Below are 27,000 nucleotides of genomic sequence, written 5' to 3'. Positions count from 1 at the left end.
CTTAGAGATTTAATTTTTTGAGTTCAGACACGGCATGAGCTGCCGCTCGGGCTGTCAACGCCATATAGGTAAGAGAAGGGTTGACACAGGAAGATGAAGTCATCGCTGCACCATCAGTGACAAATACGTTTTTGCAGGCATGTATTTGATTCATACTGTTGAGAACCGAAGTCTTTGGATCTCTACCCATCCTGGCTGTTCCCATTTCATGGATTCCATAGCCCATTTCATGCTTGTTGTCAAAATCCACAATATCCTTCAATCCAGCACGCTCAAGCATTTCTGCTGCATCCACTCTCATTTGAGCATTAATTGCAAGTTCATTTGGCCCCCATTCAGCATCTATTGAAAGCGTAGGTTGCCCCCACTTATCAAGCACATCCTTATTGAGGAAAACTCTATTCTCATGATTAGGTAGTGACTCCGCAAATCCCGTAATAAAAAACTCCCAGGGTCCTGGATTCATAATTTTATCCTTGAACTCTCCTCCAAACTCTTTCATATTAGTTCCTTGCCCCCAGCCAGCTCGCTGTCCTCCACCTTGGAAACCAAAGCCGCGAACAAATTTATCCGATTGTGGCCCATCTTTGAGATTCACGTAGCGAGGAATATATATCCCATTTGGCCGGCGACCTTTATAATATTGATCTTCAAAACCATCCACTAACCCCGTGGCTCCCACTCGGTAGGTGTGGTCCATCAAGTTGTGCCCCAATTCCCCCGAGTCATTCCCCAGCCCCTCTGGAAAACGGTTGGAAGTTGAATTCAACAAAATCTGTGTGCTACTAAGCGCTGAGGCATTACAGAAAATCACCTTGGCTTTATATACGATTTCTTCATTGGTTTCCGCATCGATAATCCTCACTCCTGAAGCTTTTCCTAGATCTTCATCATAAATGATCGACTGCACTATGGAAAAAGGCCTAATCGTCAGATTCCCAGTGGCATTTGCGGCTGGCAGTGTCACAGCATTACTTGAAAAATAAGCACCATACGGGCAACCTCTATCGCAGCGATTTCTAAATTGACATTTTCCGCGTCCATTGAGAGGTTCTGTCAAATGTGCCACACGCCCAATGATCAGATTCCTCCCATTAAACTCCTTTTCTATTCGCTCCTTGACGTGCTTTTCCACACAGTTTAATTCCATGGGAGGCAAGAAATGACTATCAGGCAACTGAGGAAGACCTATAGCCTCGCCGGAAATTCCGGCGAATTTCTCCACGTAGGTGTACCAGGACTCAATGTCTTTGTATCGAATGGGCCAGTCCACCCCATGTCCATCTTTGGCATTCGCTTCAAAATCTAAGTCAGACCAGCGGTAGGTTTGTTTTCCCCAAAGTAAAGATCTGCCTCCCATCTGATGCGCACGAACCCACAGAAAAGGCTTCACTTCCGTATAGGGATTCTCAATATCATTGGCATAAAAATGCTGATTTGTTTCTCCTACAAAACCAACGCGCTGCCCGATGGGGTGAATGGCTTTTTGCTCAGGCGTCATAGCTCCTCGGAATTCCATGTCCCACGGATCGAGATTCATGGTAGGATAATCCTTAACATGTTCGACTATTCTGCCACGTTCAAGTACTAGCGTTTTCAGTCCGGCTTCGCAAAGCTCCTTTGCTGCCCATCCTCCGCTGATCCCTGATCCGATGACAATAGCATCGTAGGTCAAAGCTTTATCAGCGTCAATATTAAAATTAGCCATAAATTGATAATTAGTTATATGATTATCCGCATTTCTACCAGTAAGGTGGAATAAGCAATGTAGCAAATGTTAAACTTTAGAATTGAGGCCGCTTCGGTCTTCCAAGCAGATAAGCAAGGAATAGAAGGTGACTGGCATTAGTGCGGATAATCATAATAGGTTATTTTGAGATTCAAAAGATAGTAAAATCTTTTTCTGAATATCTGAAATCATACCGGTCACTTAAGATTCTTTACTTTTCTACTCACCCACGCCCCTAGAGATATTCAGGACGGATGTCTCTAGGACAAATGAATGAGTAAATAATAGACAATAATAAGATTACGAACACTCCTTTCATCGCTTTGAGTTTTTCATTGAGATTGCTCTAAGTCAGCAAATTCAACTCTACTCGAAGTCAGTTTTTCAGATTTGCATCGTGTAGTATTCTGGCTTATCTTATTTGCCTAAACTCTCAAAACATGCCTGCTTTTTCAATCCTCTTGCTATTACTGAGTTTTTTCTACAGTCCACAAAAAAAAACTACTCAACCCAACATCCTATTTCTTATTGCCGATGATTGGTCTTTTCCACATGCGGGAGTTTATGGAGATCAGGTCGTCCGGACGCCTACCTTTGACAGATTAGCGACTGAAGGAGCTTTGTTCACCAATGCCTACACCGCCTCACCTTCCTGCTCTCCATCACGAGCTTCTGTACTTTTGGGAAGGTATCCCCATCAGAATGGGGACGGGGGGAACCTCTGGTCTGAGTTTCCCAATGCATATCCCACCTATGTACAACTCTTAGAAAATGATGGCTATTTCACTGGCTCCACCCGAAAAGGATGGGGACCTGGGGATTTTCAAACTACAGGCTTTACCCATAATCCAGCAGGGAAAAGCTATGAGGATTTTAAAGCCTTTCTAGCTGAAAAACCAAAAGGTCAGCCTTTCACATTCTGGTTTGGTAGCTCTGATCCACATCGGGAATACGTCGCAAATACCGGAATTCAAACGGGAATGAAACTAGAAAACGTGGTGGTTCCTGGGTTTTTCCCCGATTATGACTGCGTCCGAAATGACATCTTGGATTATTACTTCGAGATCGAGCGCTTTGACCGGGAATCTGGACAGCTGATCGCCATGCTGGAAGAGATGGGCGAACTTGACAATACTATCATTGTGATGACGAGCGATAATGGGATGCCTTTCCCTCGAGCCAAGGCAAATCTTTACGACTATGGCACTCGAATGCCACTGGTGATCAGATGGCCTGAAAGGGTGAAGGCAGGAACGGTAATCGACGACTTTGTCAATTTCGTGGACTTCGCTCCTAGCTTTGTAGAAGCCGCTGGACTCACGCAAAACTCCATGTCTGGGCAATCCCTTTGGCCACTTTTGGCTGGAGAAAAACAAGATCGTGAGCAAGTCTATCTAGAGCGGGAGCGACATGCAAACGTCAGAAAAGGGGATCTCTCCTATCCTATGCGGGCGGTTCGTGACCAGAACTATCTTTACATCTGGAATCCCATTCCTGAGCGCAATCCAGCAGGAAATCCCACTGTGCATCAGTCTGTAGGTCAATATGGAGATGTGGATCACTCGGTTACCAAGTTTTTGATTATGGCCCTTGAAGGCAAAGCAGAAGTAGGAAAGCCGGATCTATTTGAGTTGAGTTTTGGCCAAAGGCCAGAAATGGAACTCTATGATGTAACCCAAGATCCCTACCAACTAACCAACTTAGCAGCTAACCCGGCTTATTCGAAGATCAGAAGCACGATGCATCAAAAGCTTTTGAAGTGGATGGAAGAAACGGGCGACCTGCGAGCCGCTGACCCTCGATCTACCTTTTGGGATGGAGTGCGCTATGTGGCAAATGATCAGCGGGAAAATGTGGAGTGGAAAAAGCTTGTGGAAGAATACAAGATATTACCGCCTTTTGGTAAGTATGCAAAAGAGGGAATTCCCTGTTTGCCTAATTAGCGGTGATGCTCCCAGTTCTTCAAGATTGTAAATTCTAACAATCAGCTTTTTGAAATTTGCAATCTCAGCATAATCAGAAGCCTTGTCATCTTCACCACCAATAAAAAGCAAACCCTCGCACGGGTTAAAAATCCTACGATCAGGGTTTAGAATTGCAACTCCTGAACAGCATAGCGAAATACTAATCCAACTTCATGGCTCCTCCACTCGGTTCATACCCAATCCTATGTGCGTTTACATACAGTGAATCACCAGAGGTCGCTTCAAATGGCCCGGTATAGACAGACCAGGTATCCTTTGCTGATTTACGGTAGCCAATAGATGCTCCAGACATATCCACATTAATACTCACCTTTCCATCATGAAACGCAATTTCTGGCGCAGCCGTGACAGGAGGGGTATCTTTACCGCCCCACCAAGCTTTAACCATTTCTTGTTCGTTTTGCTCAGCCATGTCCCCAAAATCCGCCACCCATTTCAGGTGAGCAGCCCGTAGCTCTGCAAGCTTCTCAGCATGATCAGGATTATCTGCTAGATTTTTAAATTCAAAAGGATCATTTTGGGTATCGTAGAGCTCCTCTTCAGGCTTTGATGAAGCAAACCAACGGGCTTGGTTTTCATTCAGTGCTCCCTTTTCATTCAGCTCTAATAGATGAAGCATAAGCGGATTATTAAGTCGGTATTGGATGTTTTGGTAATTGGGTTTGTCGGGCATGTAGTTTCGAATATACTTATAGCGTCCATCTGATACGGCCCTCACCCGATCGTATTCGCTATCCATTCGATCCCGGGCGGCATAAATATATTTCCGATTTGGAGCTTTTTGATTTCCAAGAAAAGCTTGCCCCTGCATACTTTCAGGAATTTCTACTCCTGCCAGCGATAGGACAGTAGGTCCAAAATCTACAAAGCTGACTAATTCGTCGGTCACGGCCCCCTTTTCCAAAAAGGGAGCTTTGATTATCAAAGGCACCTTCAGCCCCCGATCATACAACTCTCGCTTATAATAGGGCATACCATCCCCGTGATCGGAGTAGTAGAAAATGATCGTATTATCATACAAACCATCCTCTTTGAGCTGAGCGATTATCTCGCCCACCTGAGTATCCATCCGCATCACATTGGTGATAAATCTTGCCAACGTATTTCTAGACACCGAATCATCCGGATATACTGGCGGAACTTTTACCGAATCTGGATCAACCAGAAGGGGTTCATCAGCTCGAGCCCAAACCTGACTTTCGTGAGATATGGTCAAGTTGAAAATGGAGAAAAATGGCTGATCGGGATCTTTTCGATTTCTCCAATGTGCTTTATTGCTGCTTTCATCCCACATGGTCACAGGACTTTGGAACTGATAATCTTCCTTCACATTATTACTTGTGTAGTAGCCTGCCATTCTGAGATACTCTGGGTACGGCTTCATATCCGCCGGTAATACCACAGAGTATGATTGATGTCCGGGAGGGTAGGCATCGAGGGCATTTTGGGACATACCTAAGGTGCGCATATGCATTGCTCCAATAGACGTCTGATAGGCTCCAGTAATCAACGCCGCTCGGCTGGGCGCACAGACGCCAGCCGTAGAATAGGCATTAGTGAAGCGCAATCCATCCGCCGCCAAGGCATTCAAATGCGGTGTCTGTCCGCCAGTCCCACCGTAAACCTCGAGATGCTCAGGCGACATGTCTTCATTAACGATCCATACGATGTTAGGACGAGTTGGAAAAGGCTCTGACAAAGTCTCTTTTGCCTTTTGATGGCAAGAAAAAAGCAAGAGCAAACCAAATACTACGAGTAAATTTTTCATAAGGGGAAACCAGCGAATTTCAGATAAGTTAGCTTTTTCTTTAAAATTCGCTATCCTTTCCATCAAGAAAGTAAATTTTGTACTTTGAAAATTCAATTAATTTCCGCCCATGAAATACTACACTTCCTTCGCTATTTTGATCATTTGTTTGATTTCACAAGTTTCATTTGCTCAGCAAAAAGTCTGGCTGGATGCTGACACTGGAAATGAAATGGACGATCTCTATGCCATCGCTCATTTGGTAAAATCTGAAAAAATTGATTTGATTGGCATCAGTTCAGCGCATTTCAATAATGCGGATCTGAATGTTTTCGAAAAATGGAATGCCTACGACGCTGCCACACTAAAGCCCGTAGAAGAGAGTCAGCGACTGAACGAAGAGATACTTGAAGCCATGGGCCGCACTGATATTCCCCATCCGCTCGGAGCAGATCGTCAAATCGGCAGAGCTTGGGGACAGCAAGACCCGAGGGATTCACCGGCAGCGCAGGCCATCATCGCTGCCGCCCGTGAGATGAAGGGTGCCGAAAAACTGGATGTTTTGACGCTAGGAGCCATGACCAATATTGCGACCGCACTGATGCTGGCTCCAGATATCAAGGACAAAATCCGACTCTATTCTTTGGGGTCATGGTACACGCCCGAAACCAAAGCCTGGAATAAAAGTGAGTTTAATATTCGCTGTGATCTGAATGCCTTCGACTACCTCTTGAATCTGCAAGGATTAGACTTCACGATCATGACCACAACCACTTCCTTCGCGCTAAAGTTTGACCGGGACGAGACTTACGCAGCGCTGGATGAATCAGTAGCTATACAAAAAATACTTGCCGATCGCTGGCGGATTCACAATCCCCAAGACAAAACGCGGGTGATGTGGGATCTCGCCCTCGTTGAGGCCTATCTCTATCCTGAATGGGCGACAGTCTCAACAGTGATGACTCCTCCGGAAAATGCCCCACGATCAGTAAAAATCTTCAGTGAGATTGATGCCGCAGCTATGAAAAAGGAATTTTGGAGAATTATAAAAGAATAAACCTGACCCATCCCTAATACAAACAACCCATGAATACTAGAAGAAATTTCCTCAAAACAGCCGGCCTAGCCACAGCCGCTATAGGGCTGGGATTGCCACAATTGGCCGTCGCCTCAAAAAAAGTAGATCCCTTATTCAAAATCTCCTTAGCGGAATGGTCCTTGAACAGACAGCTTTTCTCAGGAAAAATGGATCATTTGGACTTTGCGAAGCTCACAAAAAAGGCTGGAATTGATGCTGTGGAATATGTCAATCAATTTTTCAAAGACAAGGCCACGGACATGGCTTATCTGAAGGAAATGAAAACCCGCGCAGACGGCGAAGGTATCAGATCTGTGCTGATCATGTGCGATGGCGAGGGAATGCTAGGCGCCGCTACGGCTGAAGAAAGAGCCAAAACAGTGGATAACCATAAAAAATGGGTAGAAGCAGCCAAGTTTCTCGGCTGTCATTCTATCCGTGTAAATGCGTACTCATCTGTGCCATGGAGTACTTCTGAAGAAGATTATAAGAAATCAAGTGATTTCGCCAGTGCAGGTTTACACGAACTCTGCGAATTTGCTGACGGCTTCAACATCAATGTCTTGATCGAGAATCATGGTGGTTTTTCAAGCAATGGAAAATGGCTTGCCGAGATGATTCAAAAAGCCGATCATCCAAGAGCAGGTAGCCTTCCTGATTTTGGAAATTTTCAGATTGCTAGAAAAGATGGTAATGCTATTTCTTATGATTCCTATCGCGGAATAGATGAATTGATGCCTAGGGCAAAAGGCGTAAGTCTAAAACCTGTGGTCTGGGATGACAACGGCAACGAGTCACCATTAGACTATACCAAAATGATGAATCTTGTGCTCGCCCATGATTTCCATGAATATGTGGGAATAGAGCATGGCGAAAAAGACAGAGAATGGGAAAGCATCATTGAAATAAGAGAGAAGCTGGAGGCTGTGAGAAATTCACTTGCCTGACAGTAGCTGAATCGCATCTGGCTCCGAAAAGCTGATCGGAGCCATACTTTATTCTGCACTTATGAAAACAGAATTTAAATGCGCAGTACCCGTATTACCCTCGCAAAACATCGCCAGGGATTTAGATTGGTATTGTCAAAACTTTGGATTTGTAAAAACCTTTGGCGACCACAGGTATGCTGGGATGCGCTTGGAGGAAATAGAGCTACACCTTCAATGGCATGCAGACCCACCTGATGATCCGCTTTTAGGAGGTTCGGTAGTGAGGATTTTTGTAAAAAACATTGAACCTTACTTTGAATCTTTGGTGATAAAAGGGGTAATAACATGTGATAAACTTCGCAAGAATACAGCATGGGGTACGCATGAATTCGGGCTTTATGACTTGAACAACAACTCTATAGTCATTGTAGAAGACATTGCTTCTTCAGCAGAAAAAACGTCATGAAAGAGCATCTTGGGTTTCAAAATCCCTTTTCCTTCCCCTATTTGCACCCATGAAACAACAACTTGGACAGATCGCAATTTTGGTGAGAGATTACGATGAGGCAATTACGTATTACACACAGATATTAGGTTTCGAGCTCATTGAGGACACGCATCTAAGTGATGTTAAGCGTTGGGTACGAGTCGCACCTCCAGGTTCTTCCTGCCAGTTGCTCCTTGCAAAAGCTGCCGACGAACTTCAACGAAATCAAATTGGCTTTCAGGCTGGAGGCAGGGTTTTCCTCTTTCTTTATACAGACAATTTCTACCGCGACTATCACAACTATACCGCGAAAGGTGTAGAATTCATCCGAGAGCCTTCTGAAGAAGCTTTTGGAACGGTGTCTGTCTTCAAAGATTTGTATGGAAATTTGTGGGATTTTATAGAAAGGAAATAAGGAATTGTTTGATGATCGATGTCAGATGAACTATGTAAGGCTAGGTGAAAGTTTACATTATCCTAAATTGCTTATTTGACTGTACTGACAAGAAAGGAGAAATACATAATCCATTTGAACTTTTTGATTTCAAATTCAGTAAATTGATTTGCTAATTGAAAACTGATGAAGGTACTCCTTGATATACAAGACGATAAGGCAAATAAGCTTGTGAAAGCTTTGGATGCCCTTCCTTACGTCAAAACTGAGCAACTTACTGGCGAAAAAGCACAACCATTGACTGAAATTAAGGAAGCTGATGAGGAACTTAAGCTAGTTTTGGAAGGAAAAAAGGTACCAAAAGATGCTGAGCAATTCTTAAATGAGCTTTGAGATTAAAACCATCTAAGTATTTGAAAAGCAATTCAAACGTCTGCTTAAAAAATACCCAAGCTAAAAACCTGAACTTTTTAATCTAATTCAACTATTAAAAGAAAGTCCTGAGCAAGGCACATCTCTAGGCAAAAATTGCTTTGAATCAGAATTCCTATAAAATCAAAAGGCAAAGGAAAATCGGGAGGTGTAAGAATAATTGCAAACGTGGTATTCATAGCAGAGACAGTTTACCTACTTTCCATTTATGACAAATCGGAAAAGTCAAGTCTCTCAAATAAGGAGTTAATAGAATTACTAAGAGATATCGAATAAAATGAATTCAGAAATAGAACAACAACCCAACAACCCACTTCACGGCGTAAAACTCGCAGACATGGTCGAACATCTGGTAAAATTCTATGGATGGGAGGAACTTGGTGAGCGGATCACTATTCGCTGCTTCACACATGATCCTTCGGTCAATTCAAGTTTGAAGTTTCTTCGTAAAACCCCTTGGGCAAGAGAACGAGTGGAAGGATTGTATTTGAAGTCCTTGCGGGATGCGAAAAAGAAGTGAGTTGATCTCTCGCAACGACGCGGCGGCGCGGCGAAAAAAGTTGCCTAAGGGAGCTAACTCTAATTGGTCCAAGTCCCAGCACTTATACCTACCATAATGAAGTCTTCATACATCTAGTAAGTGAAGCATATCAGAGAACCAGAAGGCTACATTTTATAGGGCACAAGTCTAAAGACTTGCGCGGGAAAGATGTTCGATGCATTCCAATTTTCCATAGTCACAAAAAAAGCCCGAAGGAATCTCCGGGCTTTTCGCTTTATGGTTTGTGGTTGTTATACGTAGTTATTTAACATCACTGGCATCACTAGCATCAGGATGTCTTCATTTTCGTCTTGCTCTGCCGGAAGGATCAAACCTGCACGGTTAGGCGCAGAGAACTTCAAGCTAACTTCCTTGCAAGAAAGGTTGTTCAGCATTTCTACCAAAAACTTAGCGTTGAATCCGATTTCGATATCTTCTCCATCATGCTCACAAGAAAGTCTCTCGTTTGCTTCGTTAGAGAAATCAAGATCTTCAGCAGAAATCATCAATTCACTACCTGTCAATTTCAATCTCACCTGATGCGTAGTTTTATTCGCATAGATGGCGATACGACGAAGGGAACTCAACAATTCTGAACGGTCAATTGTCATCACGTTCGGGTTTTCCGCAGGAATTACATTTTCATAATCAGGAAAACGCTCATCGATCAGACGACAGATCATCTTGATGTTATTGAAGTTGAAATATGCATTAGACTGATTGAATTCCACCGTCACGGGAAGATTTTCTGAAGGCAAAGTTGACTTCAAAAGGTTCAATGCCTTACGAGGAATGATCAACGTAGCAGCATCCTGTGAAGCGATATCCACTCTTCTGTACCTTACCAGTCTATGTCCGTCAGTTGCTACGAAAGTAGTGTTGGTAGGGCTTAGATTGATGTAAACACCTGTCATTGCCGGACGGAGCTCGTCAGAACTTGTAGCGAATATGGTATTGGAAACAGCCGAAGAAAGAACCTCAGTGGACATATCCACGGAAGTAGCATTGCTTACAGTAGGGATCTTTGGGAAGTCTGTTGCATTCTCCCCAGCCAATCTATATCGGCCATTGTCAGAGCTGATCTCTACCGCATACGTATCATGATCTATACTGAAAGTCACCGGCTGCTCAGGTAGATTTTTCAGCGTCTCTATCAGAATCTTTGCAGGCACAGCGATATTCCCATCTTCTTTGGCCTCCACGCTGATTTCGGTGATCATGGAGGTCTGCAAGTCAGAAGCAGTAATCGTAAGTTGACTCTCTTTGATCTCAAAAAGAAAATTCTCCAAAATAGGCACTACGGGGTTGGTTGTCACCACACCGTTGATCGCCGAAAGCTGCTTTAGTAAGGCAGAAGAGGAAACAATAAATTTCATATGTTTATAATTTGTCTATTGAAGGCCATATGTACGCCCGGCTTACGTCAGTCGGACGGGAGATCTCGAAGGGATTACAATCTTCTCAAAGTGAAAAGATCAATAACGCTCGATTTCGTATTCTAAGGCTTAATTTACTTTTACTTTTGAATGGTGGTAAATTTATAAATAAATTCTAATTCGAACCCCCGGATATTTGATTCTGTGGAAAATTAATGGATTAGCAGCTACTTTTTAGACTAGTTTGATTTTCGACTGTAGGTATTCTTGCGAATCCACCAGACTATACCACCTAGCATCAAAAGCACAAGGACAGGAAGGAGCACATTCAAGGTTTGCCAAAAGGTCTTTTCCTGCGAAACCTTGACCTTATTCAACGGGCGAATCTGGAAGGTACGTGTTCTTGAAGCAATTATCCCATCAGGGTCGGCTAGGTACTGTGCTAGGTTTTTTAGAAAAATCTTATTGGCAAAGGTAGTTTGGGAAAACTGATCTTCACCCAAAGCCAAAGGAGCCCCATCTTCCAGGTTAGTTTGTGCCTGAAAAACCTCCCCATCTCCGATCACCACTACTTTTCCATTTCCACTCTCTTTAAAATCACCTTTCGCAAAACCATCTGGAAGAAAACGGTTTTTGTACAACGAAGTAAATTCACCTTCGAGCAAGAAGGCAAGCGGTAGATTTTTTAAATCAAACTGTTCCACATTCGGCTGCTGATCCATATCCGAAAAAGCTACCCGTGCTGGCCCTGGCAAAATCTGAGAGAAATCGGAGCTAAAAATCAACGGGGTCTTCGTCACGCCGTCAGCTTTCACCGTATCCAAGCTACTCACAAAACGAAACTGTACCACATCCAAACCCTTGGTAATCGGATGATCCTGAACACGTCCCGCTAGGATATAAAAAGGCCAAGGCAAAGGAATCATCTGTTGCTGATCTCCGAAATTCCCTCCCATCACCGGAATGTATCCAAAGTTCAAATCTTGAATCAAATCTTTATTTACTCGGATTCCATAGCGAAAAAGGAGCTGATCCAAGCCCAAATCAACTGGCATAGCCACCGTACCTTCACCGCCTGCATTTTCAATAGCTACAGCCACACCATCGAGGAGTACCACTAGGTTGCCACCATTCATAACGTATTGATCGAGCAGGTAAACTTCCCGCTCAGTGTAACTTTCCTTTGGTCCTTGGATGAAAATCATCTTAAAACCAGCCAGATCCTCGGGAGTTTTGGCTTGCTCCAGCGGCACCTTAAACAATTCAAAATCGCCATCCAGGGCTTCCACCATACCAAAACCTTCATCAGAGCTCATTTCTCCATGTCCCATAATCATGGCAATAGACGAGGATTCTGGAGAAATGAGCTTCCGAATGGCATTGCTCAGCTCAAACTCCAAATTCTCTATGGATTGATTGAGTGTTTGATCAGGAGACATTCCCCGCTCGCCTTTGAGAATCAAAGCTCCAGTTTCGAATTCTTCGTTGCTCACTAGAATTCCCGGAAAAATCAGCTGCTCTTGTTGACCAGCATCTCTCATCACAGCAAGATTGACTGGGTTTATACCATAGTCAGCTAGAGAAAGTATAAATTCAACCCGCTCATCTTCAGGCAAAGTCAAAGGATCAAAATAAGAATACGTGATCTTTTCTGGACTGTAGGCATTGAATGTTCGGATGGTCTCTGCGATGGAAGTCTGCAGACGGCGCATGCCTCCCGGGAGATTTTCTCCTACCAAGAGTATCTCCACATGAAGGGGTTCGGATATTTCTTCCAAAACCTTCGCTGAAGCCGGGTGCAGAGAATAGCGCTTTTCCTCTGTCAAGTCAATTCTGAAATTAAGGAATTGGGCCAATAAGGCAAAAGCTAAAACTCCGCCCAAAAGGAATATCCAAGGCTTGGCGATATCTCCTGTTGATCTTTTCATTTGTTGCTTAATAAAAATGAGAAGAACCTTAGACTTTGTTGAACACTAACTATGAGGCCGCTTCGGTCACCCGACTTCGGTCTTCCGTCCTCGAAATAAAGGACAGTATGGTCAATTACATAATGGCTAATACTTATCTTCATTTGCTCCTCAAAATCAAAACTGCCCCACCTAAAAACACCCAAATCATCCCGAACATAAAGAATAGATCAGAGGAGTCAATCACTCCCCTACTCAGGTTGATGTAGTGAACGCTCAAGCTCAGGTCAGATGCCCAGTAGGATAAATTGCCAAGCTGCATATCAGCCAAAGCTGAAAATCCGAAGTATAAAACAAAACATAAAAACACGCCTAGTACAAAGGCCACTACTTGCTGTGATGTTAAGGCACTAGCGAATAATCCCACCGCAGCGAATACCGCACCGATCATAATCATCCCAATCCAAGACCCGAAAAAACCTGCCTGATCCAAATTTCCAACTGGATCTCCAAGCTGTACTATGCTATAGAAATACAATAACGTGGGTAAAAGTGCTACCAGCACCAAGCATAGCAACGCAAAGTATTTGGCCAGAATTATCTGAACCAATGACAGGGGCGAAGTTCGTAGAAGTTCCCAGGTTCCAGTTTTGCGTTCGTCTGCGATTGCTCGCATGGAGAGAGCCGGGACTAGAAACGTGAATACGTAAGGCGTGTAAGTAAATAGTGCTTCGAGGTCGGCAAAGCCATATTCAAGTACGCTGCTTTCAGGAAAAACCCAGACGATCAGACCAATCGCCACCAGAAACAAGGCTAAAACCAGGTACCCTAATAGGCTCCCGAAAAAGGCATTGATTTCTTTCAGAAAAAGACTTTGCATACTCAGGCGTTGGTGATTTCGCGGAATATCAATTCCAGATTCTTTTTACTTTGATTGAGACTGATCAGATTAAGAGAGCGCTCCTGAATGACCTGCAGGATGGCTTTTCGGGCGGAAGCCGGGTCTATGGTAGAAACAAGAACTTCCATTTTACCTTTTGTCCCAAAGCTTATATTCCCCACCTGCTCAAACCACTCAAGATTCAACTCTTCTTCCGTTTCCAGAATTAAGATAGTCTCTTCAGAATTGGACTTCAGATTGGAAAGGGAATCAGCAGCTAAAATTTTTCCTTTATTGATGATGACTACATCCTGACAAATCGCTTCCACTTCCTGCATGATATGCGTCGAAAGAATAAGCGTTTTGTCTTTCGCTACTTCCTGAATTAGATTTCTTATTTCTACCAATTGATTGGGATCCAGCCCTGTGGTAGGCTCATCCAGAATCACTACTTGCGGATCATGAATAAGCGCTCTGGCCAGTCCTATTCGCTGTCGGTAACCTTTGGAAAGCTGCCCGATTTTCTTGTGCTGCTCTGGCTCCAGGCCAGTGCGGTGAAGCATCTCTTTGGTTCTAGATTTCAAAAGATGGCCCGAAAGCCCATAAAGCCCACCCGAGAATTCGAGGAATTCACGCACATACATATCCAAATACAAGGGATTATGCTCCGGTAAATAACCAATCAAGCGACTCACTTCCTTGGGCGCATGAATTGCGTCCTTCCTCATCACTTTCACCTCTCCTGAATCCGCCGACAGAAATCCCGTTATGATTTTCATAGTGGTGGATTTCCCTGCACCATTTGGTCCCAAAAAACCTAGAATTCTTCCTGGTTTTGCAGAAAAAGTCACTTGGTCAAGTGCTTTCTGGGTTCCGTACAGTTTGCTGAGATTAGTTACTTCTAGTGACATGTAGGTTTTTTAGTCTTCCAAAAGTAAGGAAAAAATGGGGTTTCCCGTGGCTGGAGTCTATTTGTAGCTTGGTCAAAATCAGCTGAACTCAAAACTTCCATGCCCTTATTTTTAAAAAGCTTGTATTTGAAAAACGCCTTATCGTGTATTTCAAATACAAGCTTTCATAACATGCTCATTTGCAGAAAACTACTTGAAAAACTGGATTAATTCCAAGCATTCATCGAACGTTTACCCCGCCAGTTTCTCCAACAACAGATCTACCTCTGTAATTCCTACGTATTCAGCGACCAATTGCTTCTTTGCATCGTAAACGAAAATAGATGGAACACTTCGGATCTTATAGAAGCTAGCCACTTCCATTCTGGAATCAAGCAAAAAATGCACATTGCTTTCGCCTTTTATTCCAAGTCCATCTACAAAACCGATCATCTCCTCCAGCGGCTCAACCGTCGTGAAAATCAGGTTGTAGTCTTTGAATTCCTTGATTCTCTTAGAAAGTGCCGCGAGCTCATCCTGGCAAAGGTGACAGGTGGAATTGAAGTAAACGAATAGCGTAGGCTTCGTCCCGGCTAATTGATGAATAGAATTTGCCTTGCCATTGATGTCGTTCAGCGTATAGTCAGGAAGTGTACTCGGCACTGTTATCACAGCTGCTTCAGCTTCTGTGCCTATTTTTGACAGATAGCCTAAGTAAGCAGCACCGCCTACTAATACGACAAGAAGGATAATTAAATTCGTCTTTTTCATAGCCTTAATCTTATGGGGATTTGAGTGCAAATTAAACACTTAACTCAGTCTAAACAATCCAAAAGCTTGTGAAAAGCCCGAGACTGTTTTATGAAGGAATTGAAAGTATCAGGGAGAAGCTCCCCTGAGAAATCCTCAAGATGCTCGTGGGAGCCTAGAAGTAAAGGTGTCAGTTTATTTTTTCCCTTTCGGTCTCAGCGGGCGGCATTCCACATCTGCCACGAAGAAGTTCGGATGAGTCTCTAGGGTTTGCAGCATGGTAGTCGCGACATCGATAGGACGCATCATATTCTCATTTGCACTTACACCTTCTATATCATCGAAGAAATTGGTTTGGATCGAACCCGGATAGATGGTAGAAACTTTGATCCCAAAGTCCCTCAACTCCATGTATAGGGAATGGGAAATCCCACGAACTGCATGCTTTGTTCCTACATAGCCGGCAAATTTATTCACCCCATTCAGTCCTGCGATAGAAGCTACATTCAGGATATGCCCTTCGTCAGCTGCTTTCATTCCAGGAATCAACCGCTTAGTCGTATAGAAAATCCCGTGTACATTGGTATCAAACATTGCTTTCCAATCTTCTGAAGAAAAAGTCTCTGTATCTCCAGCCACTCCAAATCCTGCATTATTGACCAAGATGCGGATGTCAGTTCCTAGTTTTTTGGTAGTTTCTTGAAATGCATTTTCCACTGATTCTTCTTTGGCCACATCACAGGTGAAAAAATGGAAATTCTCATGAGTTAGCTCTGGTGCGTTTCTGCCCCAGCCTGCCACGACCGTTCCTTTTTCCAAAAGAAGTTTTACTAATTCTAGGCCTATACCCTTGCTGACGCCTGTGACTACAGCGATTTGATTATCTAATTGCATAAATCCTTAATTTTTGGAGTGTACCATACAAAAGCCATTCAGGCTGAAATAGTTCTTTCTCCACCGACTTTTCAACTTCAGTCTATCAAATAGCTTGAGCATTAGCACATTTCTTTAAATTTGAAAATCAGCAACCCAATTCACTACCTATGAAAAATCGTTTACTCCCACTTATCCTAGCCCCCATGATCCTTGGATCAGGGACACTTTTGGCACAATCCTCACTGCGAACAGCTATTGATACCAAGGCGAATGCCATCGAGGATCAAGTAATCGAATGGCGTCGTGATTTTCATAAATACCCGGAACTCGGCAATCAAGAAACCCGCACAGCTAAGATAGTGGCAGATCACCTTCGCTCGCTTGGGATAGAAGTGACCGAAAATGTAGCCGTGACAGGTGTGGTAGGCGTTTTGAGAGGCGGTAAACCTGGACCGACCGTAGCCTTGCGCGCTGATATGGATGGGCTTCCAGTGACTGAACGCAATGATTTACCTTTCAAATCTGTAAACACTGCCATCTATAATGGCCAGGAAACAGGTGTGATGCATGCTTGCGGACATGATTCACATGTGGCGATCCTGATGGGCGTAGCGGAAGTGCTTGCCAGCATGAAGGCTGACTTGGAAGGATCGGTGAAGTTTATTTTTCAACCTGCCGAAGAAGGAGTTTTTGATGCAGACATGGCAGGTGCAGAACTGATGGTGAAAGAAGGCGTGATGGATGATGTGGATGCAGTTTTCGGCTTGCATATCAACTCGCAGACAGAAGTTGGGAAAATAGGATATAGATCTGGACCAATCATGGCAGCTGTGGATAATCTGGAAATCACAGTCAAAGGTGTGCAAGCACATGGCGCCTATCCTTGGTCAAGTGTGGATCCGATTGTGACAAGTTCGCAGATCATCATGGGATTGCAGACTATTCTATCCAGAAGTGTAAATGTCACCCAGAATCCGGCGGTAGTAACTATTGGTGCTATTCATGGAGGAATACGCCATAACATTATTCCTGAGGAAGTGAAGTTGATTGGTACCGTAAGAACCTTTGGAGATGAGCAGCAAAAGCTGGTACATAAGCGCATCAATGAGATTGTAATAAATATTGCTGAAAGCGCAGGCGCTACCGTTGACCTGAAGCTTGAGAAACTTTATCCATCCACCGTAAACGATGCTGATTTGACAAAGAAAATGCTTCCATCATTGGAAGCGGCTGCAGGAGCGGAAAATTTAATCTATCTCAACCCAGTAACCGGAGCAGAAGATTTTAGCTTTTTCCAGAGGGAAAAGCCGGGTGCGTTTATCTTTCTGGGAGGCATGAAAAAAGGTGGTGATCCATTGACTACACCTTCGCATCATACGCCTGGATTCTATCTTGATGAGAGCGGATTTACACTTGGCGTGCGAGTGATGAGTTATTTTGTGGTGGATTATATGGGGATGAAAAAGTAAGACTAGCTGAACAAAACGTAATGAAATCAGCACTCGCCATCCTTTTAATCGTAATCTTTTCTAATCTTGCTTTAATCCATTTTTACTGGGCAAGCGGAGGAGTTTGGGGATTTGAAAGTACCTTACCTACGGATGAGAATGGAGTTCGCATACTTGACCCCCAAACTTATGATAGTATAATCGTGGGAGTTGCATTAGCTCTGTTTGGCTCATTTTATTGGGTCACATTTATCTCAAAAAATGACAGACTTCCACTTTGGCTCAGGAATTTTGGACTTTGGAGTATTCCAATAATTTTCACCTTGAGAGCTGTAGGAGATTTTAATTATGTTGGTTTCTTTAAGCAGATTAAATCAACCGAATTCGCTTATATAGATAGTATCTTTTTTTCACCACTGTGCTTGACAATAGCCATAATTGGCTTTGTTCTACTAAGGAAAAAATAGCAAAACATTAGCTTACCCCAGTTCGGAATGGACTGGGGTTATATTTTTCTATCAAAACCAAGGAAGAATCTTAAAATCACCCTCGTTGTACTTTTCGAAAATGAGGTTTTCATTCGCCAGCTTTTTGTATGCAGCTATCTTCTGTTCGAAATCATTGGAAATAAATGCTCCAACCAGCTGATGTAACCCATGAGCGCCAGCAGTTTTCTGTAAGGCATGGCCGTCTTTGAGAAGCAGCAGGGTGGAATTAGAATAAAACTCTGCGAGTATGTCATAAGACTTAGGGTAAATCAACTGATCAAAAGCCCCTCCTATCAGGATCATCTTACCCTGAAAGCTGAGCAGGTCATCATAATTGGTTCCGAATACTGGAAAGTTGGTATCTAGATACCTCTCCCAAATTGGCCCGCTCCACTTTTTCAATAATTCAAAGTTTGGGTTTGGTTTCTGAGAATTACTCTCTAAACCTGAGAGGGCAATAGAATGCTCGAATAAGCGGACTTGCAAGGCAAAATCATTTTCAACATTAGTTGCTTGAGAAAATCCTCTCAACACATCCTGGTAGCTCAAAAAACCAATCAGGTTGCTGAATGAAGCGCTTTTTATATTCGCCATTTCTCTTTCAAAATTCGAGTAGTAGCTGAAGTCAAAAAGATGCTCTGGATTTAAATTAAAAGAAGGAAAAGACAAGCCAACATCCGGAAAACCCAAGTTCTTTTGAATATCAAAAACTAATGGGTTGACACTAATCATCCTGCTAACCATATCAGGATAAAGTGACAAATAATGCTGCAAAACCATAGCTGACGAAGAATAACCCAACAAAATCACCTGCTTACCTCCAAGCAACTCCTTTCTGATCACTTCTATATCCCGCGCTACTTGATCTTGATTGTAGAGTTTATAAGCCAATTGACAATCTGGATTTCCAGAAAGCATCACTCCTGTCTTTAACTCTGCATTGTCCTTTCTTCCTTTGATTAAAACAAAATTGCTGGACACAGGAAAATCCAGCAATTCATCAAAAGGCAAAAAAAGTGCATCGAAAGCATCCTCCAGAAGAAATACGGTTTCCCTTTCTAAATCAAATTCATTTAAAAATTCAACTTGAATTTCGATTTTCCTTGAATTAGGAATCTGATGATCATAGGGGACTTGGAAAGACTGAGCATTCAACTTAGAAATAAAAAAGACAAAAATCAGGGCTAGTCTCATGCCCTAAATTTTGTCTTTTCAACTGAATCACCAACTAGTTAATGATTGATTTTACGGAAAATTAACTAAAAACTACTTTCCCTTATTCTTCTGATGCTTGGTCTTCAGCTGATTTCTGTTGGTCTTGGCTTTTGAGTTCTTATTGCCACGCTTTTTCTCTTTCTCCTTTGCCTCTAAGTGCGGATTTGCCTTTTTAAAGTCCTTCTTTTCATGAAAAGCGCCCTTATAATCAGGATTATCTCTTTGCAGCAGGCGATCCAATTCACGCGCATAAGCCTGTTTCTCCTCAAAAGGCGTGACTGTCACATCGACTTCATCTGGAATTGGGACTTCCTCCACTTTCATTCGTATGATTTGCTCTATCTTATCGAAGTGGTATTCCTCAGCAGGATTCACAAAGCTGATAGCCTTACCTTCATTCTCTGCACGACCAGTTCTACCGATTCTATGCACATAATCTTCATAGATCAGCGGAACATCAAAGTTCACTACATGTGAAACCATCGTGACATCCAGTCCACGGGAAGCAACATCCGTCGCTACCAAGATCCGTACCTCTCCACCTTTGAAATCTTCTATAGAATTGATTCTCGTATTCTGGCCTTTATTGGCATGGATCACACGAACTTCACCATAACTACGATGACTTAGGAATGCAAAAACCTCTTCTGCATTTCTTCTTGATCTGGTAAAAATGATAGCCCTATTGATTTCTTCATTTTTAAAAAGGTGAGCAAGAAGACTAAGTTTGGTCTTAATATTTGGAACTAAGTATTTGACTTGACCAATTGTCTCAGCTGTAGTAGCCTGAGGGGTAACTTCTACTCGTTCTGGAAATTCTAAAAACTCAGCTGCAAAGCGGTCAATTCTTTCTCCGAAAGTTGCGGAGAAAAGTAGGTTCTGTCGCTTTCTTGGGATGATTTCCAAAATCGATCGAATCTGAGGCATAAAGCCCATATCCATCATTTTGTCAGCTTCATCGAGCACCATGGTTTTGATTTCCTTAGTCAGGATTTTTCCTTTTCTATAGATATCCAAGAATCTTCCAGGAGTAGAGACGATGATATCAACACCCTTTTCAAGTATTTCTATCTGTGTCTTTGGCCCCAAACCTCCATAAAGCGCAACCATTCTCAGGTCAGTATTCGCAGACATTTGAACCACCACTTCTTCGATCTGCATAACCAATTCCCGGGTGGGAGCCAAAATCACCGCACGAGCATGATCGCCTTGGGCATATTTCACCTTCATGAGCACCGGCAAAACAAAAGCCGCTGTCTTCCCAGTACCCGTCTGAGCAATGCCCAGCACATCATGGCCAGCTAGAGCAAGCGGTATGGCTTTCTCCTGAATAGGGGTAGGATGAACATATCCAGCGTCCGCCACGGCATTTAATAGCTGTCGATTTAGCTTAAATGCTTCAAAAGTTGAGGCCTCATTGCTCATGATTCGTTAATTTTGGTTGAATAAAGAAAATCCTAAAAGGAATAAAGATGAAAAGTATTCTGATCACCGGTGCAAATATAGTCAATGAAGGCCGGATAAGTCCGGGCGATGTATTAGTCGAGCATGGAAGAATCTCAAAACTGGGGGAAGACCTCAGCGGAGAAACAGCTGATATTCATATTGACGGCACGGGAAAACATCTTTTCCCAGGGCTAATAGACGATCAGGTACACTTCCGAGAGCCAGGGCTGACGCATAAAGCTGAAATCTATACCGAAGCAAAAGCCGGAGTGGCTGGCGGCACCACTTCCTATATGGAAATGCCAAATACGATCCCTCAAGCAACTACTGTAGAATTGCTAGAACAGAAATACAGTAGGGCTTCAGAGGTGTCGTTAGCCAACTATTCATTTTTCATGGGAGCTACCAATAATAATCTGGATGAGATACTAAGTGTAGATTTCAGGGAGGTCTGCGGATTGAAAATTTTCCAAGGCTCTTCTACTGGAAATATGGTGGTGGATAATATTGAGTCGCTGGAAGGAATTTTCAAGGAATGCAAAGCAATTATCGCGATTCACTCAGAAAATGACGACATCATAAAAGCTAACTTTGATGAGTATAAAGCGATTTACGGCGATGACATCCCCGTGAAATTTCACCCAAAAATCAGATCTGAGGAAGCTTGCTATGATGCATCCAGCCGAGCTGTGGCCATGGCAAAAAAACATGGTACTAGACTTCACATTCTTCATATCAGTACAGCGAAGGAATTGGAGCTTTTCACCAACGAAATTCCTCTCGAAGAGAAAAAAATCACTTCTGAAGCCTGTATCCATCACATGTGGTTCGCTGAGGAAGATTATGAAACCAAAGGAACCCTGATCAAATGGAATCCAGCTGTCAAAACAGCCACCGACCGTGATGCAATTTTCGCTGCCATGCTGGACGGCAGGATCGATGTAGTTGCCACTGATCATGCTCCACACACCCTGGAAGAAAAAGCACAGAATTACACTAAAGCTCCATCCGGCGGACCACTCAATCAGCACAGCTTAGTAGCCATGCTTGATTTCTATCATCAGGGCAAAATCAGCTTGGAGAAGATTGCACTAAAGACTTCGCACAACGTGGCAACTTTATTCCGTATGGAGAAAAGAGGCTTCATCAGAGAGGGATATTATGCAGATTTGGTGCTAGTGGACTTAAATGATCCATGGAAGGTTACAAAAGAAAATATTTTATCTAAATGTGGCTGGTCTCCTTTCGAAGGACATACTTTCCAGTCAAAAGTCACACATACAGTCGTTTCTGGACATTTGGCGTACGAAAACGGGACATTCCATGAGGAGAAAAAAGGTGATCGTTTGAAATTTTCAGGAAATTTTTAAACTGGCTCTTGCAAAGAGTAGAGTGAATTATTACTTTTGCAGACCATTTGGAAGAAACCAGTCCAGGTGATTAAATGGTGATTGTAGCTCAGCTGGTTAGAGCGCTGGTTTGTGGATCCAGAGGTCGCCGGTTCGAACCCGGTCTTTCACCCTAAAGCCCCTCCTTGTGAGGGGCTTTGTTATTTATAGAGCCTCTATTGGCATAGCATTTGATAAAAACGCTTTCAGAACTAAACCAACTTCAGATGTTTACTTTGTTCAAAACTTCGCCAAAATTCCCACAGGTAAAGCCTATCAACCTTCAGATGGCAAGATGTTACCTGATTAAGTTTGAAGAATCGCTAAGAAATTTCGAAGAAATTCAAAAGGAAGCGATACATTCTTAATTAGTTAATCAAAAACAAAAGGTTATGAAATCATAACCTTTATTTTTTAGTGTTTCGTTTTTCTTGTCCGTGCAAAATTCTATTTTTAGCAACATAGAAATTTTGGACATGAGTTATATACACTTCGATAAAGCCCAGCTTATCAACTTAAACTATTCCCTGGACCGGGAGATCATCCGAACTAACCGTTCGGGGACCTATACCAGCACCACTATCATTGGTTGCAATACTCGGAAATACCATGGACTTCTCGTAGTTCCCCAACCCCAAATTAACACCGAAAACCACGTCCTGTTATCGACTGTACACGAAACTGTCATTCAGCATGGGGCAAGTTTCAACTTAGGTATCAGTAAATATCCTGGCAACTATTCGCCTCGAGGACACAAATACTTGAAGGATTTTGACTCAGAACCTATTCCAAAATTAACCTATCGTGTAGGTGGGGTCCTTTTGCAGAAGGAAATGATTCTGGACACGAACAGAGACCGGGTGATGCTTCGCTACACGCTACTGGAAGCCCATTCTCCCACCACACTTCGGATTTCCCCATTTCTAGCATTCAGAGGATATCATTCGCTTAGCAAAGAAAATGGAGACATAAATAAAGATTTCAAAAAAGTGCCAAATGGTGCATCATTTCAGCTCTATGATGTGTATGATCCACTTTATTTGCAGATTTCCAAAAAAGCTGAATTTGTATATAAACCAGATTGGTTTAGAAATGTGGAGTATATCCTAGAGCGAGAAAGAGGGTACGACTACCAAGAAGATCTTTTCGTGCCTGGATATTTTGAATTTTCAATTGAAAAGGGGGAATCTGTGATTTTCTCAGCAGGATTGACAGAAGCAGATCCAAAGACCAGACAGTCAGCTTTTCAAAAAGAAATAGAGCGTAGAATCCCTAGAAATAATTTTGAAAACTGCCTCAAAAACTCAGCTGGACAATTCATCAGGCTTCGGGATGGAGACACCAGAGTCATCGCCGGATACCCATGGTTTGGCTGGTGGGGAAGAGATACTTTCGTATCCTTACCAGGCCTGACTTTGCCCACAGGAGATTACAAAACTTTTCTAGCGGTCATGGATACCATGTCCAAAGATCTGCAAGGCCCATTATTCCCCAATGTCGGAAGCGGTGTGAATTTCAATATGAATTCAATTGATGCACCGCTCTGGTATTTCTGGGCCATGCAGCAATACATCCTTTATACTCAGGATTCCAAAACCATCAAAAAACGATATCTAGACAAAATGAAAGGGATCATTGATGGTTTTAAAAACGGGACTGACTTCAATATCCATGTCCAAGAAAACGGATTGGTGTATGGTGGAGAAGAAGGCAAAGCCCTTACATGGATGGACGCTGTGACACCTGATGGTCCTGTCACGCCAAGAATCGGCTGTCCAGTGGAGATTCAGGCACTTTGGTACAATGCCTTGTGCTTCTATCATGAGCTGACCGGAGATGAAGAGATCGCAGCGATGGCAGCTAAAACCAAAGAGACATTTGCAGCAGAGTTCTGGTCAGAGGAGCATGGCTATTTGGCTGACTATATTAATGGTGAAGAAAAAAACTGGGATATCAGATGTAACATGGTATTTGCTACCTCTTTGCCATACACTATGCTAGACGAAGTACAAAATGATTCTATTTTAGAAACGGTCAAATCCAAACTACTTACAACGAGAGGTTTGAGATCACTTTCCCCTGATGATCCAGCATACAAAGGATACTACTTTGGAGACCAGATCAGTAGAGATGAGGCATACCACAACGGAACGGTTTGGGTGTGGCCATTGGGTCATTTTGTTGAGGGGTATTTGAAAATTCATGGTAAATCAGGGCTGAGTTTGGTCAACAAGTTGATTAAGGGCTTCGATGAAGTGATGACTCAATATGGCATAGGTACGGTAGCTGAGATATATGACGGAGATCCTCCCCACAGATCAAAAGGAGCAGTGTCTCAAGCTTGGAGCGTAGCTGAATTGCTCAGAATGATGGATTTGGTCAAAAAAAATAATTAAGAAACCATGAAGGTACTAATGTTTGGGTGGGAATTTCCACCTCATATTTCCGGAGGATTGGGCACCGCCTGTTATGGGTTGGTGAAAGGAATGGTCCATCACAATCAGGAAATTATCTTTGTAGTACCGAAACTTTGGGGAGACGAGGAGCCGATGGCGGATTTTGTAAACGCCAGTGATGTGACGATTGATTATAAAGAAAGGAAATTCAAATCGATTTGGAAAAACCTCACCTACCTCGAGGTAAGTAGCTTTTTAGTTCCTTATCTAGGCCCTGAAGAATATCAGAAATTCACTGATTACGCCATCCACGATCGAACAGATGTAGATGAGAGTATTTTCTCCAGTAAATATGAGTTCAGCGGAAAATACGGTAAAAACCTCATGGAGGAAGTATCCCGCTATGCCCTTACAGGCGCCCAAATAGCTAGAGACCGAGATGATTTTGAGATCATCCATGCCCACGATTGGCTTTCGTTCCCAGCCGGGATCGCTGCCAAAGAGATTAGTGGAAAACCGTTAGTAGCCCATGTCCACGCCACTGAATACGATAGGTCTGGTGAATCTGTAAATAAGCCTGTCTATGACATAGAACGAGCGGGAATGCATGCGGCAGATCACGTGTGTGCTGTAAGCCAGCTTACTAAGAATACGATCATCAAGAAGTATGGAGTCCCGGCACACAAAGTCAGCGTGTTGCATAACGCTGTACTCGATGCTTCCATCATTAAATCTTCTTACAATAAAATGGTGCCTGAAAAAATAGTCACCTTCCTAGGAAGAATTACCTTCCAAAAAGGCCCAGAGTACTTTGTAGAAGCTGCAAAGAAGGTACTGGACAGGGATCCAAATGTGCGATTCGTGATGGCGGGCAATGGAGACCTACTGAACCGGATGATCGATCGAGTAGCTGAACTCAGAATGGCTGACAAATTCCACTTTACTGGCTTTCTCAAAGGGGATGACGTAGATCACATGTACGCCATTTCAGACGTATATGTCATGCCATCCGTATCGGAGCCTTTCGGCATTTCTCCTTTGGAAGCAGTGAGACACAATACGCCCGTAATTATCTCCAAGCAATCTGGAGTAGCAGAAGTACTTGACAATGCTATCAAAGTAGATTTTTGGGATATAGACGCTATGGCAGACGCCACTTTTGCTTTGCTCCATTATGAGGGGATTTCCAAAATGTTTAGGGAACTGGGTACGGAAGAATTAAAGAAATTAAAATGGGAGCATGTGGCTGCCAAACTTGTCACAGTCTATGAAAACGTTTTAGCAAAGAAACTATGAGAACCATCTGTTTTTATTTCCAAGTACATCAGCCATTCCGTTTGAAGCCATATAGATTTTTCGACATTGGCGAGGATCACCACTATTGGGATGATTTTTCTAACAAAAGCATCATCCGCAAAGTGGCTCATAAGTGCTACCTACCTATGAATGCGCTTTTGCTAGAACTTATTCACAAGTACAATGGGGCTTTTAAGGTGAGTTTTTCCATGTCAGGAGTATTTCTCGATCAGATGCAAGCCTATGCTCCCGATGTGTTAGAAAGCTTCCAGAAATTAGTGGCAACGGGTCACGTGGAACTGCTGGATGAAACTTATGGACATTCTTTAGTTTCTCTGAAAAGCAAAGAGGCATTTAAGGCTACAGTATCTAGGCATACCAAAAAAATACAAGAGCTATTCAATGGTTATACGCCTAAAGTGTTTCGAAACACTGAGTTAATCTATTCCGATGAGATTGGAGCTGTGATCGCTGAAATGGGCTACGAAGCCACCCTGACCGAAGGTGCAAAGCACATCTTGGGATGGAAAAGCCCTAATTACATGTACACCAATAGCATAGACCCTAACCTCAAAGTGCTTTTGAAAAACTTCCAGCTAAGTGATGATATTGCTTTCAGGTTTGGAAATAAAACATGGGCAGATTACCCGCTGACGACAGATAAATTTGTCAATTGGATTTCTGCTGTTCCAAAGGAGGAGGAAGTGATCAATCTATTTATGGATTATGAGACTTTCGGCGAGCATCAATGGGCAGAAACTGGGATTTTCGATTTTATGAGACACCTTCCTGAAGCCGTACTATCCCAGACTAATTTTCGGTTTTCTACCCCATCCGAAGTAGTCGCCAATGCAAAAGCTGTTGGAAAAATCCACGTCCCCATCCCAATCTCTTGGGCGGATGAAGAACGAGATTTGACAGCTTGGCTTGGCAATGACCTTCAAGATGAAGCTTTCGATAAGCTGTATGCGCTAGAATCATTGGTCAAAAACTGTGATGACCCTGATGTAAAACGAGACTGGATCTATCTCCAGACATCAGATCACTTCTATTATATGTGTACAAAATTCTTTTCTGATGGAGATATTCACTCTTACTTCAGCCCCTACGATTCTCCGTACGATGCCTTCATCAATTACATGAATGTGTTGAGTGATTTTAAGCTTAGACTGAAGGATATGGCTACAAGTAAAAAAACTGTTTAGTCCACCTTTTTAAAGAGAAATGCCTTGCTAAATCTATCCTTAGCAAGGCATTTTTTATTTCAAATCACTACCAAAACATAAGTATAGGGCGTTTGACGTATTCTAAAAATCCGCTGT

22 protein-coding genes and 1 tRNA gene are annotated in these 27,000 nt (G+C 42.9%); 13 read left to right on the top strand and 10 right to left on the bottom strand.

The features are described from left to right. Position 1: 1 nt before the first annotated feature. A complete protein-coding gene (locus tag ABJH64_RS10540) occupies positions 2-1,708 on the bottom strand; it encodes a GMC family oxidoreductase (RefSeq protein ID WP_348277181.1) in 1,707 nt (568 codons plus the stop codon). 461 nt (positions 1,709-2,169) lie between these two features. Here ABJH64_RS10540 and ABJH64_RS10535 point away from each other — a divergent pair, with 461 nt between their 5' ends. Further along, positions 2,170-3,672, top strand: coding sequence for a sulfatase (locus ABJH64_RS10535; RefSeq protein WP_348299648.1), 1,503 nt, complete (start codon positions 2,170-2,172; stop codon positions 3,670-3,672). A gap of 181 nt (positions 3,673-3,853) precedes the next feature. On the opposite strand, the gene ABJH64_RS10530 is transcribed toward ABJH64_RS10535, so the two are convergent. Further along, a complete protein-coding gene (locus tag ABJH64_RS10530; protein WP_348274857.1) occupies positions 3,854-5,482 on the bottom strand; it encodes a sulfatase in 1,629 nt (542 codons plus the stop codon). Between the two features lie 109 nt (positions 5,483-5,591). On the opposite strand from ABJH64_RS10530, the gene ABJH64_RS10525 reads away from it, so the two are divergent. The 6 genes from ABJH64_RS10525 (at position 5,592) to ABJH64_RS10500 (ending at position 9,301) form a co-directional block, all read left to right on the top strand. Then, a complete protein-coding gene (locus tag ABJH64_RS10525; RefSeq protein ID WP_348274856.1) occupies positions 5,592-6,518 on the top strand; it encodes a nucleoside hydrolase in 927 nt (308 codons plus the stop codon). Between the two features lie 29 nt (positions 6,519-6,547). Then, a complete protein-coding gene (locus tag ABJH64_RS10520; protein ID WP_348274855.1) occupies positions 6,548-7,486 on the top strand; it encodes a TIM barrel protein in 939 nt (312 codons plus the stop codon). Between the two features lie 61 nt (positions 7,487-7,547). Further along, on the top strand, positions 7,548-7,934 hold the full coding sequence (locus ABJH64_RS10515) for a glyoxalase/bleomycin resistance/extradiol dioxygenase family protein (RefSeq protein WP_348274854.1): 387 nt from the start codon (positions 7,548-7,550) through the stop codon (positions 7,932-7,934). A gap of 49 nt (positions 7,935-7,983) precedes the next feature. Then, positions 7,984-8,370, top strand: a complete 387-nt coding sequence (locus ABJH64_RS10510) for a VOC family protein (protein ID WP_348274853.1) — start codon at positions 7,984-7,986, stop codon at positions 8,368-8,370. Positions 8,371-8,535: 165 nt separating this feature from the next. Continuing rightward, a complete protein-coding gene (locus ABJH64_RS10505; protein WP_348274852.1) occupies positions 8,536-8,742 on the top strand; it encodes a hypothetical protein in 207 nt (68 codons plus the stop codon). A gap of 316 nt (positions 8,743-9,058) precedes the next feature. Continuing rightward, positions 9,059-9,301 (top strand): VF530 family protein, encoded by a 243-nt coding sequence (locus ABJH64_RS10500; RefSeq protein WP_348274851.1) that lies wholly within the window; start codon positions 9,059-9,061, stop codon positions 9,299-9,301. A gap of 272 nt (positions 9,302-9,573) precedes the next feature. Here ABJH64_RS10500 and dnaN read toward each other — a convergent pair whose 3' ends face one another. From dnaN to ABJH64_RS10470, 6 genes are all read right to left on the bottom strand, one after another. Further along, positions 9,574-10,698 (bottom strand): DNA polymerase III subunit beta, encoded by a 1,125-nt coding sequence (dnaN, locus tag ABJH64_RS10495; RefSeq protein ID WP_348274850.1) that lies wholly within the window; start codon positions 10,696-10,698, stop codon positions 9,574-9,576. Between the two features lie 239 nt (positions 10,699-10,937). Beyond that, positions 10,938-12,626, bottom strand: coding sequence for a gliding motility-associated ABC transporter substrate-binding protein GldG (gene gldG / locus ABJH64_RS10490; protein ID WP_348274849.1), 1,689 nt, complete (start codon positions 12,624-12,626; stop codon positions 10,938-10,940). A 139-nt stretch (positions 12,627-12,765) separates the two neighbouring features. Next, positions 12,766-13,485 carry a gliding motility-associated ABC transporter permease subunit GldF gene (gene gldF, locus ABJH64_RS10485; RefSeq protein WP_348274848.1) on the bottom strand — a complete coding sequence of 240 codons (720 nt, stop codon included), beginning with the start codon at positions 13,483-13,485 and terminating at the stop codon, positions 12,766-12,768. Between the two features lie 2 nt (positions 13,486-13,487). Next, entirely contained in the window at positions 13,488-14,396 is a 909-nt protein-coding gene (gene gldA, locus ABJH64_RS10480; RefSeq protein ID WP_348274847.1) for a gliding motility-associated ABC transporter ATP-binding subunit GldA, read from the bottom strand. A gap of 231 nt (positions 14,397-14,627) precedes the next feature. Then, on the bottom strand, positions 14,628-15,146 hold the full coding sequence (locus ABJH64_RS10475) for a TlpA disulfide reductase family protein (protein WP_348274846.1): 519 nt from the start codon (positions 15,144-15,146) through the stop codon (positions 14,628-14,630). 174 nt (positions 15,147-15,320) lie between these two features. Next, positions 15,321-16,019, bottom strand: coding sequence for an SDR family NAD(P)-dependent oxidoreductase (locus ABJH64_RS10470; RefSeq protein WP_348274845.1), 699 nt, complete (start codon positions 16,017-16,019; stop codon positions 15,321-15,323). A 149-nt stretch (positions 16,020-16,168) separates the two neighbouring features. Here ABJH64_RS10470 and ABJH64_RS10465 point away from each other — a divergent pair, with 149 nt between their 5' ends. Further along, positions 16,169-17,470, top strand: a complete 1,302-nt coding sequence (locus ABJH64_RS10465; protein WP_348274844.1) for an amidohydrolase — start codon at positions 16,169-16,171, stop codon at positions 17,468-17,470. A 497-nt stretch (positions 17,471-17,967) separates the two neighbouring features. Here ABJH64_RS10465 and ABJH64_RS10460 read toward each other — a convergent pair whose 3' ends face one another. Both ABJH64_RS10460 and ABJH64_RS10455 read right to left on the bottom strand, forming a co-directional pair. Continuing rightward, entirely contained in the window at positions 17,968-19,131 is a 1,164-nt protein-coding gene (locus ABJH64_RS10460) for an alpha/beta fold hydrolase (protein ID WP_348274843.1), read from the bottom strand. Between the two features lie 72 nt (positions 19,132-19,203). After that, positions 19,204-20,577, bottom strand: coding sequence for a DEAD/DEAH box helicase (locus tag ABJH64_RS10455; RefSeq protein WP_348274842.1), 1,374 nt, complete (start codon positions 20,575-20,577; stop codon positions 19,204-19,206). Between the two features lie 47 nt (positions 20,578-20,624). Here ABJH64_RS10455 and ABJH64_RS10450 point away from each other — a divergent pair, with 47 nt between their 5' ends. The 5 genes from ABJH64_RS10450 (at position 20,625) to ABJH64_RS10430 (ending at position 26,883) form a co-directional block, all read left to right on the top strand. Further along, on the top strand, positions 20,625-21,968 hold the full coding sequence (locus ABJH64_RS10450; protein ID WP_348274841.1) for a dihydroorotase: 1,344 nt from the start codon (positions 20,625-20,627) through the stop codon (positions 21,966-21,968). Positions 21,969-22,044: 76 nt separating this feature from the next. Continuing rightward, positions 22,045-22,120: transfer RNA gene (locus tag ABJH64_RS10445), tRNA-His, on the top strand. A 342-nt stretch (positions 22,121-22,462) separates the two neighbouring features. Then, positions 22,463-24,382, top strand: coding sequence for an amylo-alpha-1,6-glucosidase (locus tag ABJH64_RS10440; protein WP_348274840.1), 1,920 nt, complete (start codon positions 22,463-22,465; stop codon positions 24,380-24,382). A gap of 6 nt (positions 24,383-24,388) precedes the next feature. Continuing rightward, on the top strand, positions 24,389-25,678 hold the full coding sequence (locus ABJH64_RS10435; RefSeq protein WP_348274839.1) for a glycosyltransferase family 4 protein: 1,290 nt from the start codon (positions 24,389-24,391) through the stop codon (positions 25,676-25,678). Beyond that, on the top strand, positions 25,675-26,883 hold the full coding sequence (locus tag ABJH64_RS10430) for a glycoside hydrolase family 57 protein (RefSeq protein WP_348274838.1): 1,209 nt from the start codon (positions 25,675-25,677) through the stop codon (positions 26,881-26,883). Before ABJH64_RS10435 ends, ABJH64_RS10430 begins: the two co-directional genes overlap by 4 nt. The last annotated feature ends 117 nt before the right edge of the window (positions 26,884-27,000 follow it).

The sequence above is a fragment of the Algoriphagus sp. genome, assembly GCF_039969895.1.
Lineage (GTDB): Bacteria > Bacteroidota > Bacteroidia > Cytophagales > Cyclobacteriaceae > Algoriphagus.
Note: the sequence above shows the minus strand (reverse complement) of the source record. Positions and strands in the feature narration are given on the sequence as shown.

Bases quoted from the DNA above. Each gene is read 5' to 3' on its own strand.
- ABJH64_RS10430 (WP_348274838.1), top strand. From the start codon at position 25,675: ATGAGAACCATCTGTTTTTATTTCCAAGTACATCAGCCATTCCGTTTG.
- ABJH64_RS10470 (WP_348274845.1), bottom strand. From the start codon at position 16,019: ATGCAATTAGATAATCAAATCGCTGTAGTCACAGGCGTCAGCAAGGGT.
- ABJH64_RS10455 (WP_348274842.1), bottom strand. From the start codon at position 20,577: ATGAGCAATGAGGCCTCAACTTTTGAAGCATTTAAGCTAAATCGACAG.
- dnaN (WP_348274850.1), bottom strand. From the start codon at position 10,698: ATGAAATTTATTGTTTCCTCTTCTGCCTTACTAAAGCAGCTTTCGGCG.
- ABJH64_RS10435 (WP_348274839.1), top strand. From the start codon at position 24,389: ATGAAGGTACTAATGTTTGGGTGGGAATTTCCACCTCATATTTCCGGA.
- ABJH64_RS10450 (WP_348274841.1), top strand. From the start codon at position 20,625: ATGAAAAGTATTCTGATCACCGGTGCAAATATAGTCAATGAAGGCCGG.
- gldA (WP_348274847.1), bottom strand. From the start codon at position 14,396: ATGTCACTAGAAGTAACTAATCTCAGCAAACTGTACGGAACCCAGAAA.
- ABJH64_RS10515 (WP_348274854.1), top strand. From the start codon at position 7,548: ATGAAAACAGAATTTAAATGCGCAGTACCCGTATTACCCTCGCAAAAC.
- gldG (WP_348274849.1), bottom strand. From the start codon at position 12,626: ATGAAAAGATCAACAGGAGATATCGCCAAGCCTTGGATATTCCTTTTG.
- ABJH64_RS10500 (WP_348274851.1), top strand. From the start codon at position 9,059: ATGAATTCAGAAATAGAACAACAACCCAACAACCCACTTCACGGCGTA.
- ABJH64_RS10540 (WP_348277181.1), bottom strand. From the start codon at position 1,708: ATGGCTAATTTTAATATTGACGCTGATAAAGCTTTGACCTACGATGCT.
- ABJH64_RS10510 (WP_348274853.1), top strand. From the start codon at position 7,984: ATGAAACAACAACTTGGACAGATCGCAATTTTGGTGAGAGATTACGAT.
- ABJH64_RS10440 (WP_348274840.1), top strand. From the start codon at position 22,463: ATGAGTTATATACACTTCGATAAAGCCCAGCTTATCAACTTAAACTAT.
- ABJH64_RS10530 (WP_348274857.1), bottom strand. From the start codon at position 5,482: ATGAAAAATTTACTCGTAGTATTTGGTTTGCTCTTGCTTTTTTCTTGC.
- ABJH64_RS10520 (WP_348274855.1), top strand. From the start codon at position 6,548: ATGAATACTAGAAGAAATTTCCTCAAAACAGCCGGCCTAGCCACAGCC.
- ABJH64_RS10460 (WP_348274843.1), bottom strand. From the start codon at position 19,131: ATGAGACTAGCCCTGATTTTTGTCTTTTTTATTTCTAAGTTGAATGCT.
- ABJH64_RS10475 (WP_348274846.1), bottom strand. From the start codon at position 15,146: ATGAAAAAGACGAATTTAATTATCCTTCTTGTCGTATTAGTAGGCGGT.
- ABJH64_RS10465 (WP_348274844.1), top strand. From the start codon at position 16,169: ATGAAAAATCGTTTACTCCCACTTATCCTAGCCCCCATGATCCTTGGA.
- ABJH64_RS10535 (WP_348299648.1), top strand. From the start codon at position 2,170: ATGCCTGCTTTTTCAATCCTCTTGCTATTACTGAGTTTTTTCTACAGT.
- ABJH64_RS10525 (WP_348274856.1), top strand. From the start codon at position 5,592: ATGAAATACTACACTTCCTTCGCTATTTTGATCATTTGTTTGATTTCA.
- gldF (WP_348274848.1), bottom strand. From the start codon at position 13,485: ATGCAAAGTCTTTTTCTGAAAGAAATCAATGCCTTTTTCGGGAGCCTA.
- ABJH64_RS10505 (WP_348274852.1), top strand. From the start codon at position 8,536: ATGAAGGTACTCCTTGATATACAAGACGATAAGGCAAATAAGCTTGTG.